16 protein-coding genes and 1 riboswitch are annotated in these 14,015 nt (G+C 44.0%); of the genes, 9 read left to right on the plus strand and 7 right to left on the minus strand.

Translation table 11 applies throughout. The annotated features are described in order from the left end of the window. Window positions 1–310: 310 nt before the first annotated feature. Complete coding sequence (locus AB4486_RS05720) at window positions 311–835, minus strand: DUF3087 family protein (protein WP_065584102.1); 525 nt, start codon at window positions 833–835, stop codon at window positions 311–313. Between the two features lie 256 nt (window positions 836–1,091). On the opposite strand from AB4486_RS05720, the gene trmY reads away from it, so the two are divergent. After that, window positions 1,092–1,691: a tRNA (pseudouridine(54)-N(1))-methyltransferase TrmY gene (gene trmY / locus AB4486_RS05725; protein WP_372116652.1), complete on the plus strand. Its 600-nt coding sequence runs from the start codon at window positions 1,092–1,094 to the stop codon at window positions 1,689–1,691. Window positions 1,692–1,781: 90 nt separating this feature from the next. Here the strand turns inward: trmY and AB4486_RS05730 are convergent, their stop codons facing one another. After that, complete coding sequence (locus AB4486_RS05730; protein ID WP_372116654.1) at window positions 1,782–2,882, minus strand: permease; 1,101 nt, start codon at window positions 2,880–2,882, stop codon at window positions 1,782–1,784. A gap of 233 nt (window positions 2,883–3,115) precedes the next feature. Here AB4486_RS05730 and AB4486_RS05735 point away from each other — a divergent pair, with 233 nt between their 5' ends. Then, window positions 3,116–3,412, plus strand: a complete 297-nt coding sequence (locus tag AB4486_RS05735; RefSeq protein WP_004733042.1) for a helix-turn-helix transcriptional regulator — start codon at window positions 3,116–3,118, stop codon at window positions 3,410–3,412. Beyond that, entirely contained in the window at window positions 3,396–3,980 is a 585-nt protein-coding gene (gene sigZ, locus AB4486_RS05740; protein ID WP_017061700.1) for an RNA polymerase sigma factor SigZ, read from the plus strand. The genes AB4486_RS05735 and sigZ overlap by 17 nt, the downstream gene beginning before the upstream one ends. Before the next feature lie 120 nt (window positions 3,981–4,100). On the opposite strand, the gene AB4486_RS05745 is transcribed toward sigZ, so the two are convergent. Both AB4486_RS05745 and AB4486_RS05750 read right to left on the minus strand, forming a co-directional pair. Then, entirely contained in the window at window positions 4,101–4,715 is a 615-nt protein-coding gene (locus tag AB4486_RS05745; RefSeq protein WP_017065874.1) for a YitT family protein, read from the minus strand. Window positions 4,716–5,175: 460 nt separating this feature from the next. After that, window positions 5,176–5,325 (minus strand): hypothetical protein, encoded by a 150-nt coding sequence (locus tag AB4486_RS05750; RefSeq protein WP_017061698.1) that lies wholly within the window; start codon window positions 5,323–5,325, stop codon window positions 5,176–5,178. Between the two features lie 29 nt (window positions 5,326–5,354). Here AB4486_RS05750 and AB4486_RS05755 point away from each other — a divergent pair, with 29 nt between their 5' ends. The 3 genes from AB4486_RS05755 to AB4486_RS05765 all read left to right on the plus strand — a co-directional run bounded on the left by AB4486_RS05755 (window position 5,355) and on the right by AB4486_RS05765 (window position 7,957). After that, window positions 5,355–6,566: an MFS transporter gene (locus AB4486_RS05755; RefSeq protein ID WP_372116656.1), complete on the plus strand. Its 1,212-nt coding sequence runs from the start codon at window positions 5,355–5,357 to the stop codon at window positions 6,564–6,566. Between the two features lie 224 nt (window positions 6,567–6,790). Further along, window positions 6,791–7,516, plus strand: a complete 726-nt coding sequence (locus AB4486_RS05760) for a sulfite exporter TauE/SafE family protein (RefSeq protein ID WP_198599072.1) — start codon at window positions 6,791–6,793, stop codon at window positions 7,514–7,516. Between the two features lie 78 nt (window positions 7,517–7,594). Next, window positions 7,595–7,957, plus strand: a complete 363-nt coding sequence (locus AB4486_RS05765; RefSeq protein ID WP_017065872.1) for an MmcQ/YjbR family DNA-binding protein — start codon at window positions 7,595–7,597, stop codon at window positions 7,955–7,957. Between the two features lie 53 nt (window positions 7,958–8,010). Here AB4486_RS05765 and AB4486_RS05770 read toward each other — a convergent pair whose 3' ends face one another. Then, complete coding sequence (locus AB4486_RS05770) at window positions 8,011–8,757, minus strand: phosphatase PAP2 family protein (protein WP_017064917.1); 747 nt, start codon at window positions 8,755–8,757, stop codon at window positions 8,011–8,013. A 386-nt stretch (window positions 8,758–9,143) separates the two neighbouring features. Continuing rightward, window positions 9,144–9,294: riboswitch (FMN riboswitch) on the plus strand. Between the two features lie 188 nt (window positions 9,295–9,482). On the opposite strand from AB4486_RS05770, the gene ribB reads away from it, so the two are divergent. Next, window positions 9,483–10,139, plus strand: coding sequence for a 3,4-dihydroxy-2-butanone-4-phosphate synthase (ribB, locus tag AB4486_RS05775; RefSeq protein WP_017054827.1), 657 nt, complete (start codon window positions 9,483–9,485; stop codon window positions 10,137–10,139). Between the two features lie 384 nt (window positions 10,140–10,523). Further along, the gene (locus AB4486_RS05780) at window positions 10,524–11,372 is read left to right on the plus strand and encodes a hypothetical protein (RefSeq protein ID WP_372116657.1); all 849 of its coding nucleotides are present in this window, start codon (window positions 10,524–10,526) and stop codon (window positions 11,370–11,372) included. A gap of 131 nt (window positions 11,373–11,503) precedes the next feature. Here the strand turns inward: AB4486_RS05780 and AB4486_RS05785 are convergent, their stop codons facing one another. Further along, a complete protein-coding gene (locus AB4486_RS05785; protein WP_372116659.1) occupies window positions 11,504–12,400 on the minus strand; it encodes a LysR substrate-binding domain-containing protein in 897 nt (298 codons plus the stop codon). Window positions 12,401–12,562: 162 nt separating this feature from the next. Between AB4486_RS05785 and AB4486_RS05790 the strand changes: the two genes are divergently transcribed. After that, window positions 12,563–13,201 carry an NAD(P)-dependent oxidoreductase gene (locus AB4486_RS05790; protein WP_136974127.1) on the plus strand — a complete coding sequence of 213 codons (639 nt, stop codon included), beginning with the start codon at window positions 12,563–12,565 and terminating at the stop codon, window positions 13,199–13,201. Window positions 13,202–13,299: 98 nt separating this feature from the next. On the opposite strand, the gene AB4486_RS05795 is transcribed toward AB4486_RS05790, so the two are convergent. Beyond that, complete coding sequence (locus AB4486_RS05795; protein ID WP_372116661.1) at window positions 13,300–13,953, minus strand: cupin domain-containing protein; 654 nt, start codon at window positions 13,951–13,953, stop codon at window positions 13,300–13,302. Window positions 13,954–14,015: the final 62 nt, after the last annotated feature.

A 14,015-nucleotide genomic window follows, 5' to 3' on the forward strand; every position in this document is an offset into this window, starting at 1 on the left:
ATTGTTAAAGAGCTTTGCTTGTCGAAACTTTCTTTTTACAAAGAAACCCTTGAAAGCGGACGTGAATTCTAGCGATTTAATCTTAAGTGTCAAACACTTTTTAAAATTAATTTCTTTCGAACTTTCCGTCTTACTGATTACCGCTGAAGCCTTATGGCATCTGCCGTGTCAGTGAGGCGGCATTATAGAGATCATCGAAAACATGGCAACCCCTTTTTTGATAAAAATTCAAAAAACTTGCTTAAGTGGCTACTTTTACGTCAAAAGGCTCTTTCGTAGCTCAAAGCTCATACAATAATGGGTGTATTACTTAAAACTTTGCGATTAGATCTTTCGAAAAAGCCTCTATATCTAGCTCAATGCTCCATTTCTCACTCACTTCTAGGATGTTATCTAGCGATTGCTGAACTGTTTTTATCGTCAATGTGTTGTTGTCTAGGTCGTATACCTGTTTTTGCGTGGTGTAATAGAAATAAAGGATGGTCAGCGCGTCTCGGTCGCCTTGCTCAGCTTTGGGTTGAATACGCTTGAGCTTACGATAGATTTGATTATGGATTTGTTTAAGGTTCCATACATAAAGCGCTTCTTTGAAGTAATCATGCCCTTTCACACGGCTCGCGATAAATGCATTCAATGCGACTGATAAGATCACACCTAATACGTTCAAGTGGAAATTACCTGTCGATTCGCCTGCGATTGATTGCCCTGAACCGAATAGCTCGATCAGTATGGTTCCGAATACAATGGCGAACACTGCGAGTGACCCAACCAACGAAACCAACAGCAGGTTCATCTTCTTTCTATATTCTTCTTTATTGATCTTCTGTAACTTCATCGACTACTTCCTTATGTAAGTCACCTAATAATTTGCGCATACTATCTACGTAAACATTTGGTCGCTTCAACCCTTACCATCTTGTAATGTGGTCATTCTCTATTTAATACGCAGAGTTCTTCTGGTTGGCGCTATACGCAACTCTATTTGACTTCATTAATAGAAAAGAGTTACATACCGCCACAATTTTGGTTATTCATCAATTCATGTTGATAAAGCCCGTTTCGCTTTATCACATACTGACAAGGTACATTCCATGCGTTCATTTGTATTACGCGCTCGCGCAGCCCCTACAGAGAGCAAACTTATCTTAGAAGGTGTTGGGCAAGATGCTCATACTGAGATTCTGGCTCATACTCTGATGAACACGATCTTCGTTGCTCAATCTCACCGTAAGAATGTCACCGTACACCTTGTATTAGAAAGTACTAAAGACTTTTCACGTACGATCACTTTCGATTCAAATGAGATCACCAACATTGGTGGCTTTCATGAATCGGCATTGTTATCAGCGGTAGTAAGAGCGGTTGATGCTTCTCAAGGTATGACCAAAGAGCAGACTCGTCAGGTTGAACCGGGAATCGTCGTTCGCACTATGAGCTTTGAAAAACTAGTCAAAGAACTGGCTGAAGACCACCAGCTATACATGATGGATAAGAAAGGTGACTTTATCCGTGATGCAGAGATTGCTGAAAACCCATGTTTCCTTCTTACTGATCACATCCCTATGCCGAAGAAAAGCTACAACAGCTTAAAGCGCTTAGGAACAGAAAAGATCAGCTTAGGCCCGAACATGCTGTTTGCTTCTCAGTGCGTTGTATTGATCAATAATGAGCTGGATATTCGCGGTTTCTAGCCTCCGGACTGATAAGCTAAACAAAAAGAGCTCAACAAGGTGAGCTCTTTTTTATTAGCTATATTTTCGTATCGATGGTGTTATCTAAGATTAACCAAAGATGAAGGTGTATAGGTAACCTGCACCAATCGCCATACTTAGTATTACGAATAGGAAGGCCGCAATCATCTGATTTTTGAAGATTGATTTAAGCAGGATAACTTCCGTCAAACTTGCACCTGCACTACCAATGATCAATGCCATAACTGAACCCAGCGCCATGCCTTTCTGTACTAGAGCTGCACTTAGTGGGATTACCGCTTCAGCACGAATATACAGTGGAATACCAATCACGGCTGCTACTGGAATCGCATACCACATACCTTCACCAGCGTACTGTGCAATAAGGTCTGTAGGAATGAAGCCGTAGATGAATGAACCAATCGCGATACCCATCATTAGGTAAGGGAAAACTTGTTTGAAGTCTTTCCAAGTTGAGAACCAAATTCTCATCCAACGACTAGGTTCTTTCTTCTCTACGATTTCAGCTGTTGCGCTTCCATCCGCTGAACAGCATGAAACCGTTACTTGTGGCTCTTCTTTTTTAGAATCGCAGCAAGATGTCTCTTTCGCCATTACGGGTGCAGGTTCGCCACATGCACTTGTACCACATGAAGATTCTGCTTTAACCGGTGCTGCTTTCTTAGGAGCAGAGTCACCACAGCTAGTGCCACAGCTTGAAGCTGAACCTGTTGATTCATACGCTTCAGGTTTTACGTAACGCTCAAAGCCAAGCTTCTCAAGTGCGTAACCAGCCACTACAGACACCGTCATTGCTACAAGGAAGTAGAACACAGCAACTTGCCAACCGAAGGTAATCACAAACAAACCAATGATCACTGGGTTCAATAGTGGGCTACCAAATAGGAACACCATCATTGGACCGAAACCCGCTCTTGCACGCAGCAATCCTTTTAAGAAAGGAATGGTCGAACATGAACAGAAAGGTGTAATTGCACCCAGTAGTGCTGCTACTACATAACCCTTACCATTACGTGAGCTCAGGATAGATTGAATCTTTTCTGGTGTAAGGAACTCTTGAAGAATCCCAACAATGTAGCTGATCGCTAAGAAAAGGATAATTAGCTCTACTGCTAAGAAAGCGAACATATCAAGTGCGTCTTTCAGCATTGTTAACATTTCATTGCTCATAATTAACTCCAAACTGGATTGAAGGTCGGGCTCTATGAGAAAAATAACCAACCCTTAATTTCGAATATTCTCGAATTATAGAAATAAACAGCTCCAGAACAAGCATTATTTCGATAAAAATCGAAATGACTTTCGAAAACACAGTTTTTCAATAACTTACACAGACACCGTTTTTAAATTTGAATTCGACATACATTTCGACTAACATCGAAATTAAATCTTGAGGAGTTAATATGAACTTAGAAGTCGTTGCGAAAGCACTTAAAGAGTTGGGGCACCCTATTCGCCTAACCATTTATAAGAGTGTCGTTAAAGCTGGCTACCAAGGCATTGCAGTTGGCGGCCTACAAGAAGAGCTAGGCATTCCCGGTTCTACCTTGTCTCACCACATATCAAGCTTGGCGTCTGCGGGCCTAATCAGCCAAAGACGAGAAGGAAGAACTCTATTCTGCGTGGCGGAGTATGAGTGCCTAGAAGGTGTGATTGATTTCTTACAAGACGAATGTTGCGTAAATGAACAGTGCAACTAATGCACCTTTGAAGCTCGAACAAGTCTGGGCCGAGTATCAGCAAGCATTAAAGTCATTCCTGCATTCAAAGGTCAACAACTCTGCGGATGTAGACGACTTGCTCCAAGATATCTTGATTAAGACCTATCAGAACTTAGATAAGGTACAAGATGCTAGCAGTGTTAAGGCTTGGCTGTTCCAGTTAGCCAACAACACCATTATCGACTTCTACCGTAAGCATGCACGCCAACAACGTGATAGCCAAATTGATGCTGAAGATCTGTGGTTTACCGATTTAGACCACGACTCTGAATTTAAGCAGAAACTTTCATTGTGTATTGAACCTTTTATTCAGGCATTGCCAGAACAAAGTTCATCGCTACTGCTTGCGGTCGACATCAAAGGCCAAAGCCAAAAAGAGATCGCAGAAGCGCAGAACGTCAGCTATTCAACGGTTAAATCCCGCGTGCAAAAAAGCCGTGCTGATCTTAAGAACCTGTTTGAAGAGTGTTGTAACTTGTCCCTTGATCAACAAGGCAATGTGATTGATTGCGAGCTTAAGCCGAACGCCAGCTGCGGCAAGTGTTAATCGTTACATCGAATCCGTTATTTCAATAGAACAAAGCCAGCAATTAATGCTGGCTTTGTTGTTTTCATAATCTGCAAATCACTCTTTACTTAAGCAAATCTAGAGCTTGAGCGAACCGAACTATGCTGCTTCCGCTTTTACCACAGGTTGATAGCGCCCCGGTTTATGATTCATTGCTAGAATCAAGTTGGTGACTATCGCACCAAGCACAGACAGAAGAACCAATGACACATCAACAATGAACAGAGAAAGCACAACAATCGTGCAGTCTAATGCCATCTGAACCTTACCTGCTCGAATTCCAAAACGTTCTTGTAAGAACAACGCCAGAATGTTGAAGCCACCTAAGCTCATCTTGTGACGGAAAATCACCAGCATGCCGGTACCAATCAAGCCACCACCAAGTAAAGCTGCATACAATGCATGAATTTCGGCAATTTGAATCACGTGATACAAGTGATCCACGGCGAACGAAACAATCGAAACCGCGATAAACGTATTGATTGTGAAGCGCCAGCCCATACGAGCAACCGACAAAATATAGAAAGGTAAGTTAAGTGCGAAGAATACTTGGCCAAAGCTCAAATCTGTTACTTTGGTAATGAAGATCGCTAGACCAGCCGTGCCCCCGGTGAGCAAACCGACTTGGTTGAAAAAGATAACGCCGAGTGAAACCAATGCGCTACCTAAGATCAGTGCCAGTAAGTTTTCGCGAAGATTATGATCTTTATCCATGTGAATGACTCTCCCTGAATCTTTTAACATCGCGTTTCAGTAGTCTTGAAACGATTTATGCCCAAATTTACGATGTTTGACAGATAAGTCGAGTGAACGAGCAATGTTGCTTAGTGATTAGTTTGTATATTAGTTTTTACAGCTTTGTGAAACTTTAAATTAAACAGCTAGTTATAAGCCTTAATTTAGACTTTCATTCTTAATTAGATACTTGTTTCAATTAACTAACGAGCTTCAAGTTTTCTTATTTATTGAGCGCGTTTTATACCAATTCCAATCAAGCGACAATCTATGCATAAAACGCATAGACTACATCACAAATGGTCATTTGATACATACCCGACTCATCACTATGATGCGCGACTTCTTACAACATTGAGCGCATGTCAACACCGTATGTTTTCACAATCTCTTTTTGCCCAACTTGCCAGAATGACGTTATTCCTCGTCATTAGTTTGGTTATTGTGCATCACAGTCAGCCATTGATTGATCTCTTGGCTCAGCATGCCGTAAGCAGTGGTTGCCACCAGCAGTCAGGGCATGATCATTCTGGGCACGAACATCACCATGAGATGACTGACCAACACATGTCAGCGCAAGACCACTCACATCACCACCATTAATTTAAGAGTATTAGAATGAGCATTTTCCGTTTTCCTTTACTGGTATGGCTAGGGATAGGCACACTTATTATCAGTCTAGGGATCAGACAATCATTCGGCATTTTCATGATGCCAATTTCAGAGCATTTCGGCACGGGTCGAGAGTTTTTCAGCTTCTCTATTGCTCTACAAAACTTATTGTTCGGTGTGTTCCAACCTTTTGTTGGTATGGCCGCTGACAAATGGGGAGCAAGACGCATCATTATTGCTGGCGCATGTGCTTACGGTTTGGGTTTACTTCTTACCTCAATTTCTACCGAATCGAGCATGCTTTACGTTTCGTTAGGCGCACTGGTTGGTCTTGGCTTGAGTGCGACAAGTTACGTGATCGTGCTTGGCGCAGTAGCGAAAGTTGTACCAGCAGAGCACGCGGCTAAGGCGTTTGGCTTAACCACGGCTGCAGGTTCATTTGGTATGTTCGCGGTAATTCCGGGCGCACAATACATGCTGAATGAATTTGACTGGCAGAGTGCGATGCAAGTGTTTGGCGTACTGTGTTGTTTGATGATCTCTTTTGCGCTGTTCATGCTAGCGCCTAAAGCAGCCTCAAACAAACAAGCGCAAGCTGAAGGGAACCAAACACTCAAAGAAGCGTTGTCTGAAGCGTTTGCTCACAAAGGTTACTGGTTGATTCACGCGGGCTTCTTCGTGTGCGGTTTCCACGTAATGTTTATCGCAACGCACTTACCGAGCTATTTAGCAGATAAAGACCTACCCGCGAGCAGCGCTGCAATGGCACTGGCTTACGTTGGCATCTTCAACATCTTCGGGTCTTACTTCTGGGGTGTAATGGGCGACAAGTTCAGCAAACGCCACGTTATGTCTGCACTGTACTTAGTGCGTACTGTGGTTATCGGTGCGTTTGTTACTCTGCCTGTGACTGAATCAACCGCGGCTATCTTCGGTGCGGCAATTGGATTCTGTTGGTTGGGTACGGTTCCGCTAACGTCTGGCTTAGTACGTCAGATCTTCGGTGCCCGTTACCTATCAACGTTGTACGGTTTGGTGTTCTTTACTCACCAAGTGGGTAGCTTCTTAGGCGCTTGGGTGGGTGGTCGTATATACGATTACTACGGTTCTTACGAGCCAATCTGGTGGTCAACGGTGGTACTGGCATTTGCAGCAGCACTTATCCATTTACCAATCAATGACAAGCCGATTGAGCGAGTGAAATTGGCAATGGCTTAACGTTTTATGCTGACTCCCCCACTAGCGTAAACAACAAGTCGTTCCAATAAAGCGAGTGAGTATTGAAAGGAAGCATCCTGAGATACTCACTCGCTTTTTTGTTGGTCGCGATAATAGAAACTATAACTAGCGAAACTGGCATAAAGCTCACTGAATAATAAGACTATTCTCTTGGTTTTCATTTATAGTATCCACCCGCTCCTTTAAAACTAATCCGCAGGCTTATGGAATACATGGATCAGACTGTCCTTATCGCAATGGCACTTATTTTTGTCGGCTCATTTGTGCAAACCGCAATCGGCTTTGGTTTGGCCATTGTTGCAGCTCCACTGCTGTTTTTGGTCTCTCCTGATTATGTACCTGCACCTATCTGTTTAATCGGTTTGTTTATCTCGTTATTCAACGCTTTTAAACATCGAGCAAATATCTCTATTGGCGGATTAAAAATCGCATTGCTGGGCCGCATTCCGGGGTCACTGGCAGGTGGCGCTTTGTTAGTGATGGTTTCAACGAGCGTGTTATCACTATGGTTGGGCTTATTGGTGGTATTTGCCGTGATTGTTAGCCTACTGCCCTTTAGACTCGAACCAACCCCAACTAAGATGGGTATTGCAGGTTTCTTTTCTGGGTTCTTTGGCACCAGTTCGGGTATTGGTGGTCCTCCGATGGCACTGCTACTGCAACACCAAGACGCTAATCAGCTTCGTGGCAACCTTTCTGCGTTTTTCGTGTTTAGTTCGATCATCTCGTTGATTGTTCAGATCCCAATTGGCTTCTTCACCATGCACCATTTGATCATCACCATCCCTTTGCTGCCTGCGGCTTGGTTAGGTTATAAAGTGGCATTGATGACGACACAAAGCATCCCTAAAGAGAAGATACGCATTGGTTCATTACTGCTATGTTCTATCAGTGGCTTTACGGCAATCTGGCAGGGTTTAGCTGGCTAGTTATTGGCGATAAAAACAAGAAGAAGAAAGACATCTTAGAAAACCAACACAAACACCCAGTAGATAAAAGGACGCTCTATGACTTACGACGAATTCAACGCATTCTGCGAGTCACTGCCTGCAACCAGTTATGTGATGCAGTGGAATAACTCTCACGTTTGGAAAGTAGGTGGCAAGGTGTTTGCGATTGGTGGTTGGGGACCGAAAGATGAGCCTGCGTTTATCTTCAAGGCGTCCGATCAGAATTTCGACTTTCTCAAAGAAGAGCCGGGCTATAAACCCGCACCCTACTTTGCTTCACGCGGTATGAAATGGATTCAGCTGTTTGAAAGCACGCCAGAAAGGGATGAGGAGCTGAGATACTATCTCATTGAGTCACACCGAATTGTGTCCTTAGGTCTAACCAAAAAGAAGCAAGCAGAGCTAGGGCTCAATCAGTAGCGTTTATTACGTACTGCTAATCTGAGCCCTTCTTTTGCAGTGAGGACGGATCCCTAAGAAGTCTGTTTCAAAAATGCAGGTAAATAGCGTTCTATTTTTTGCTCTGAGATAAGCGGCACCAATAAATAGATCAAACCCGCAAAGGCAATAGATCCGGCTAAGTCTTCTGGTCGATGCATGCCAAGCCAAACACGGCTATAGGCGACACCACCAGCCCAAACCAGTAAACCGCCGACTAGATAAAAGCGTTTCGCCTCTAGGAGAAGACCACCAAAGAACGCCAAACACACACCGACGAAAATCATATGTCCAGATGGGAAAGAGTAGTCAGTTTCACCCAACCAGTGACGCGTTCGCCACTCGCTCACCTTATCTTGTACAGACTCAATCGCAGCATTCTTTTCAACCAATGGTAATTCGTAAAACACTTCCGGCATATCAACCACTTCCTGCGTCACCAAATACTCAGAATAAGGACGAGGGCTCTCAGTGGAATGCTTTAAGAAGGTTTTCGCTGCAAAGCTAAGCACCAACAACAAGCCGAGCTGCAGACAAAGACTGACTAACTTCGCTTTGGAAAACTTCATCGTGAACAATACTAAAGACAAAATCGCTAGTGTTACCAAGAACCCTTGATTGCCCGCAGAGTAAGTCACAAACGTTATGAAGGCGCCATAGAAAGGCAAAACAGCACTTCCAAGGTCGAAGTCAGATCCAAAGATCAAAAAGGGTATGAGGGAATACAAACTTAGAACGAGCAGTAATAAGCCTTTGGATTTGTTAGAGAACAGAGAAGTCATGGCTAAGATCTTTTAGATAAAGTGGTCGGATGCTATCGCAGCTTAGCATCGTCAATATCAATTTTATGTCAAAACGGTCAGTCAGCCGTCATGGTGTAACAATATTCGATTAATGGACCTCTTGAGTATTGATTCGGTGAACAGCCACGCCAGCACCAATAATGTTCAACATCCATTTATGTTCATAGAGATAGCAAAAACCACTGAAACCAGACGAGACAAAGGCATCATCCCATTAATAGACTACCGGACGCGTTCTGCTGATAAAGTGAACACTTACCGGATTATAAGGCCAGAATCTTAAAAACTTTGCTGTCAGTCCTTTAAATCCACTATTGAAAGGATTACCATCTGGTCTGCTTTCAAAAGCAAAACAGATTATTAATTTTTATTCTCAGGGCGGGGCGAAATTCCCCACCGGCGGTATGTCCTTAGCAAAATCTAAAGATAAGCCCGCGAGCGCTCGATTCGTCGAGGTCAGCAGATCTGGTGAGATGCCAGAGCCGACGGTTATAGTCCGGATGAGAGAGAATGAAAACACACTCGTTTAAGTTGGAAAGGCGTACCCGCGTGAGTTGGGTTCGTACCTCCAACTTAGGCGGGTGCATTTCGTTTTGGATAAAACCATAATGAGCTAAAGTTGACTTGTAATGAGTAGGCTTTGTTGTGCTCGGTTGAGATCCCTCATACAGCCCTGATTCTGGTGATATTTTAGGAGTTTAACCATGAATCAGTCTTCACTACTTGCCGAATTTGGCGAACCAATCACTCGCGTTGAAAATGCACTGCAAGCTCTACGCGAAGGTCGTGGCGTACTTCTACTTGACGATGAAGATCGTGAGAACGAAGGCGACATCATCTACTCAGTAGAACACCTGACGAATGCTCAAATGGCGCTTATGATCCGCGAATGCAGCGGCATTGTGTGTCTGTGTCTAACTGACGAGCAAGCGAACCAACTTGAACTTCCACCTATGGTTGTTGATAACAACAGCGCAAACCAAACTGCGTTTACCGTCACTATCGAAGCGAAAGTTGGTGTAACAACAGGTGTTTCTGCCGCTGACCGTGTAACAACGATCAAGACAGCTGCAAATCCAACAGCTAAGCCTACTGACCTTGCTCGCCCTGGCCACGTATTCCCATTGCGTGCTCGTAAAGGTGGTGTACTTGCTCGTCGCGGCCACACAGAAGGTACAGTAGATCTTATGCAAATGGCTGGTCTTCAATCTGCCGGTGTACTTTGTGAAGTAACCAATCCGGATGGTACGATGGCAAAAGCGCCAGAGATCGTTGCTTTCGGCAAACTACACAACATGCCAGTACTGACCATTGAAGACATGGTGATGTACCGCACTGAGTTCGACCTTAAGCTTGCATAACGTTTAGCCCTCAATGCTAAACACTTAGTCGTTAAGTCAACTACACTGCGAAGTGAACATTGAAAGGCCTCACTCTTACTGCTTTTAGAGTTAAAGCATATAGGGTGAGGCCTTTTTAATTTCCGTAGCTTGAAACGAGCCTGAAATGGATCGCCAAAGTGTCTCTACTTACCGAAACCTCCCCAACCTATCGTTAGAAAAGCGTAACCTCTCAAAAAATCCTGCAAAATATGAGAAACATTCACTCGAATGGTGAAGTCATGCACCATGATTGATCATCCATAATTTGAGAAAAATCATAAATCAATGAAATATAACACTTATTTATTTTGGCATGGTGTCTGCACTACCACTAAGTAGGTATACAAATATTAGGAGTTGAATATGTTTGTAGTTATTTCAGTGGGTTTATCCCTATTAGTACTTGCAGCCCTGTTTCATTTCTCAAGGAAGAGACAAACAGCGCTATCACACAGGTTTGAAACCTTAGTTCTGCTTAGAGAGTTATTGTTGTTATCACGCAAACACCGCGCGGCAACGCATTACGCTCTGGCGTATAAATTGTCTAGCGACTCGATTCGTAAAGTGAACGAGATTTACGACAACATACTTGAGGTATCTGAGCTGCTTCAATCCCATGTGTCGTTTGACAGCAGCCCTATGTATCGCATCTATCACCTCAAGCTCATCGCTATGCACAGCGACTGGCAAAACCGTAGCTTGGTGCGTAACCAATCGATTCATGGCAAAACAATTCGCCATAGCATGTTCTTGATGGATGAAGTAATGATCATCTGGCTAATTCAGTCTGAGCGTGAAGACATGAGCCGTGAGTACCACATGAATTGGCAACAGATCTTAGATTGCATGGAGATCCTGACCAAATTACGAATGTGTATCCCTGATATGGAGAAGCCTGAGGAGTATTTGAGATTCAAATTCTACGCCTCTCAGACACACAGAAAACTCAACCAGTTATCGATTATCTGCCCTCTTAGTAGTGGGTCACCGGTTTGTACGCGAGCGATGCATGCACTCTCAGAGATCGCATCAAGTAACGAAGCGACCCAACCGGCAGATAGCATGTACGAATTAACCAGTGATATCTCTAGCGTCGTGTCGCAAGTTTACGACCAAGTATTATCCGACATTACGAGAAGCTTGTATCAGCCTTTACCAGACGTAAACGAAAAGGTAATAAATACCCGATTATCCGTACATCATTACATGTAAAGACTTCGTGAGAGGAGAGCGTGCTGGAACTCTGAATTATTGAGTTCAAATCCGATATCACCATTGATATCGGATTTTTGTATTTATGAGCTTTTAAAATTCTATCGCTATGTATCATTGCCTATGAAGTTTCAAACATCGCCAGATTTGATATCGCTAGACCAAGCTTCTGCGGCAAAATCAATGAACTGACGAACAACCGGCAGCTGATAACTACGAGACAAATACACCGCCCACAGCACACTACTCGGTGAAACAAACTCATCCAATATTCGTATCAATTTGCCATTCGCAATCAGTGGGTTGGCTAAGTCACAAGGTAAACGAACTACCCCTTTCCCGTGCTGTGCGGCACGAGTTAGCACTCCAACATCATTAGCCTTGATAGTGCCAGACACCTCAACTGAATAGTGTTGATTGTCCTTAACAAAATCCCACTTAGAAACATTCAAGTGACGAAAACAATTGTGTTGTCGAAGCGCCTCGACCGTTTCAGGTTCACCATGTTTGTCTAAGTAGGCTTGCGAGGCACACACCACTGAATCAATAACCATTAGCTTTCGTGCAATCAAACTATCATCAGGTTGATCGGTATAACGAAGTGCAATATCGATCCTCTCATCCACCAGCTGAGTAAAGCGGTCTGAGGCAAACAGTTCGACCGTGATATTAGGGTGGCGCTCGGTGAACTGTTCGACCACATCCAACAACATGTGCTGAGTTAAACCAATCGGAGCTGCAATTCGAATGGTTCCAGAAAGATCATCGGTTTGATTGAGTGACGTAATTTCTAACTCAGCGGTCTCATGGAGGATTTTCTCACAGCGCTGCAGAGCGATTTCCCCTGCCGCCGTCAAGCTCACCTTTCGAGTCGTCCTATGTAATAGCCTCTGCTTCAGCCACCCTTCTATCTCTTGAACATGACGTGAAACCTGCAACCTACTCATGTCCAAATGCTCAGCTGCTTGGGTGAAGCTGGCACAATTCGCAACTTCGACAAAGCTACGCATTGCCGTCAACCTATCCATCACACTCTCCTTGAACTATTTCGCAGCTTATCGAACCTTATTAGATCACTATATAGATACAATCTACATCATTTTGCGATATTTATCGCAACCTAGTGAGCTATTAGACTGCAATGGCTGTCGAGAAAACGACTCAATAAATTAGATAATTGGAGAGACATTATGAAAATTGCAGTATTAGGTGCATCAGGTTGGATTGGTAGTCACATCGCTCAAGAAGCTCAATCTCGTGGTCACGAGGTCGTTGCTGTTGTAAGAGATGCAAGCCGCGTGGAAACCAAAGGCATTGAAGTTCGTTCATTTGATTTACAAGATGAAGCCGCAAGTCTAGCAAACGCACTATCCGGCGTTGATGCAGTCATTACTTCGATTGGCGGACGTGCTCTGGGTAATCACGACATCGTAAAAAACACTGCGACTAAATTGCTGGCAACATTACCGAGCATCGGTATCGATCGCCTACTTTGGGTTGGCGGAGCTGGCTCATTAGAAGTAGCGCCAAACGTACCGCTAGTGACTGTTCCTGACTTTCCTGCGGATTACAAAAATGAAGCGCTAGCACAGGGCGAAGCTCTTGAAGTGTTCAAGCAATCTAATAGCGAAGTTAACTGGACGTTCGTTAGCCCTGCCGCAGAAATATTCCCGGGCGAGAAACTATCGACCTACCGCACTGGTGGCGATCAACTGCTCACCGACGAGGATGGTAACAGCAAAATTTCAGTCAGCGATTACGCTATTGCGATGATTGATGAGCTCGAAGCTGGCAAGTTCCCGCGCCAACGTATTGGTGTTGCTTACTAATGCTCAAATGTGTATTAGGTAAGCTCAATAGGCACTAGAAAGCAGAAAGCCGCTGACTTTTAGTAAGCGGCTTTCTATTTTACTTATCGAGATAATCATCATATCAGTGGCAAATGACCTGTTTTCACTAGGATGATCGTCTCTTCTTCCACATAAGGGAAATGCTCGCTCATGTGAGGGCTACGCATCCAAGTATGTTTCGGGTACACGCCATGTTCATCTTTAAAGGTGCCCGACAACACAAAGATCTCTTCTCCACCAAAGTGACGGTGCGGCTGAAAACGTTCGCCAACAGGCCACTTCACTAAAGCGACATGCTCGTGCTCAAACTCATGCAGTGGCATGACTTGTAACCCGCCAATACCAGGTAGCCATTCCGTTTCGAGCGTATTGACTCGAACTTGCGTTAAGTCTCTCGCATCAAACTGATTAAGCTTAACTAAGATCGTGCAGCCCTCTTTACTCGATGGGGAATGCGCGCTGCCTGGAGGATTACGGATATAAGTGCCAGCGGGGAAATCGCCAGTTTCATCTGAGAACACACCGTCTAATACGAAGATCTCTTCTCCTTGCGGATGTGGGTGTTCGGAGAATGAAGATTCAGGACCGTACTTCACCACACTAGTCGTGTGGCCTGATTCTTTCTCTTCCCTTTCTAACGGCTTACGCCATACCCCTTTTGCAGGGCTCGCGACCCAATCTAATGATTCGGTTTCAATAACCAGCTTTTTTGAAAAGTCCATGTTGAACATAATGGCGACCTTACTCTTGTTATCGTTTTAATTATTCTTATTATCTTTCTAGCTTTTATTCT

It is taken from the genome of Vibrio sp. 10N.222.55.C6 (genome assembly GCF_041473395.1).
Lineage (GTDB): Bacteria > Pseudomonadota > Gammaproteobacteria > Enterobacterales > Vibrionaceae > Vibrio > Vibrio crassostreae_C.

Coding starts and splice junctions, on each gene's coding strand:
- AB4486_RS05770 (WP_017064917.1), bottom strand. CDS start 8,757: ATGACTTCTCTGTTCTCTAACAAATCCAAAGGCTTATTACTGCTCGTT.
- AB4486_RS05735 (WP_004733042.1), top strand. CDS start 3,116: ATGAACTTAGAAGTCGTTGCGAAAGCACTTAAAGAGTTGGGGCACCCT.
- AB4486_RS05790 (WP_136974127.1), top strand. CDS start 12,563: ATGAAAATTGCAGTATTAGGTGCATCAGGTTGGATTGGTAGTCACATC.
- AB4486_RS05785 (WP_372116659.1), bottom strand. CDS start 12,400: ATGGATAGGTTGACGGCAATGCGTAGCTTTGTCGAAGTTGCGAATTGT.
- AB4486_RS05720 (WP_065584102.1), bottom strand. CDS start 835: ATGAAGTTACAGAAGATCAATAAAGAAGAATATAGAAAGAAGATGAAC.
- AB4486_RS05780 (WP_372116657.1), top strand. CDS start 10,524: ATGTTTGTAGTTATTTCAGTGGGTTTATCCCTATTAGTACTTGCAGCC.
- AB4486_RS05760 (WP_198599072.1), top strand. CDS start 6,791: ATGGAATACATGGATCAGACTGTCCTTATCGCAATGGCACTTATTTTT.
- trmY (WP_372116652.1), top strand. CDS start 1,092: ATGCGTTCATTTGTATTACGCGCTCGCGCAGCCCCTACAGAGAGCAAA.
- sigZ (WP_017061700.1), top strand. CDS start 3,396: ATGAACAGTGCAACTAATGCACCTTTGAAGCTCGAACAAGTCTGGGCC.
- AB4486_RS05730 (WP_372116654.1), bottom strand. CDS start 2,882: ATGAGCAATGAAATGTTAACAATGCTGAAAGACGCACTTGATATGTTC.
- AB4486_RS05745 (WP_017065874.1), bottom strand. CDS start 4,715: ATGGATAAAGATCATAATCTTCGCGAAAACTTACTGGCACTGATCTTA.
- AB4486_RS05755 (WP_372116656.1), top strand. CDS start 5,355: ATGAGCATTTTCCGTTTTCCTTTACTGGTATGGCTAGGGATAGGCACA.
- AB4486_RS05795 (WP_372116661.1), bottom strand. CDS start 13,953: ATGTTCAACATGGACTTTTCAAAAAAGCTGGTTATTGAAACCGAATCA.
- ribB (WP_017054827.1), top strand. CDS start 9,483: ATGAATCAGTCTTCACTACTTGCCGAATTTGGCGAACCAATCACTCGC.
- AB4486_RS05765 (WP_017065872.1), top strand. CDS start 7,595: ATGACTTACGACGAATTCAACGCATTCTGCGAGTCACTGCCTGCAACC.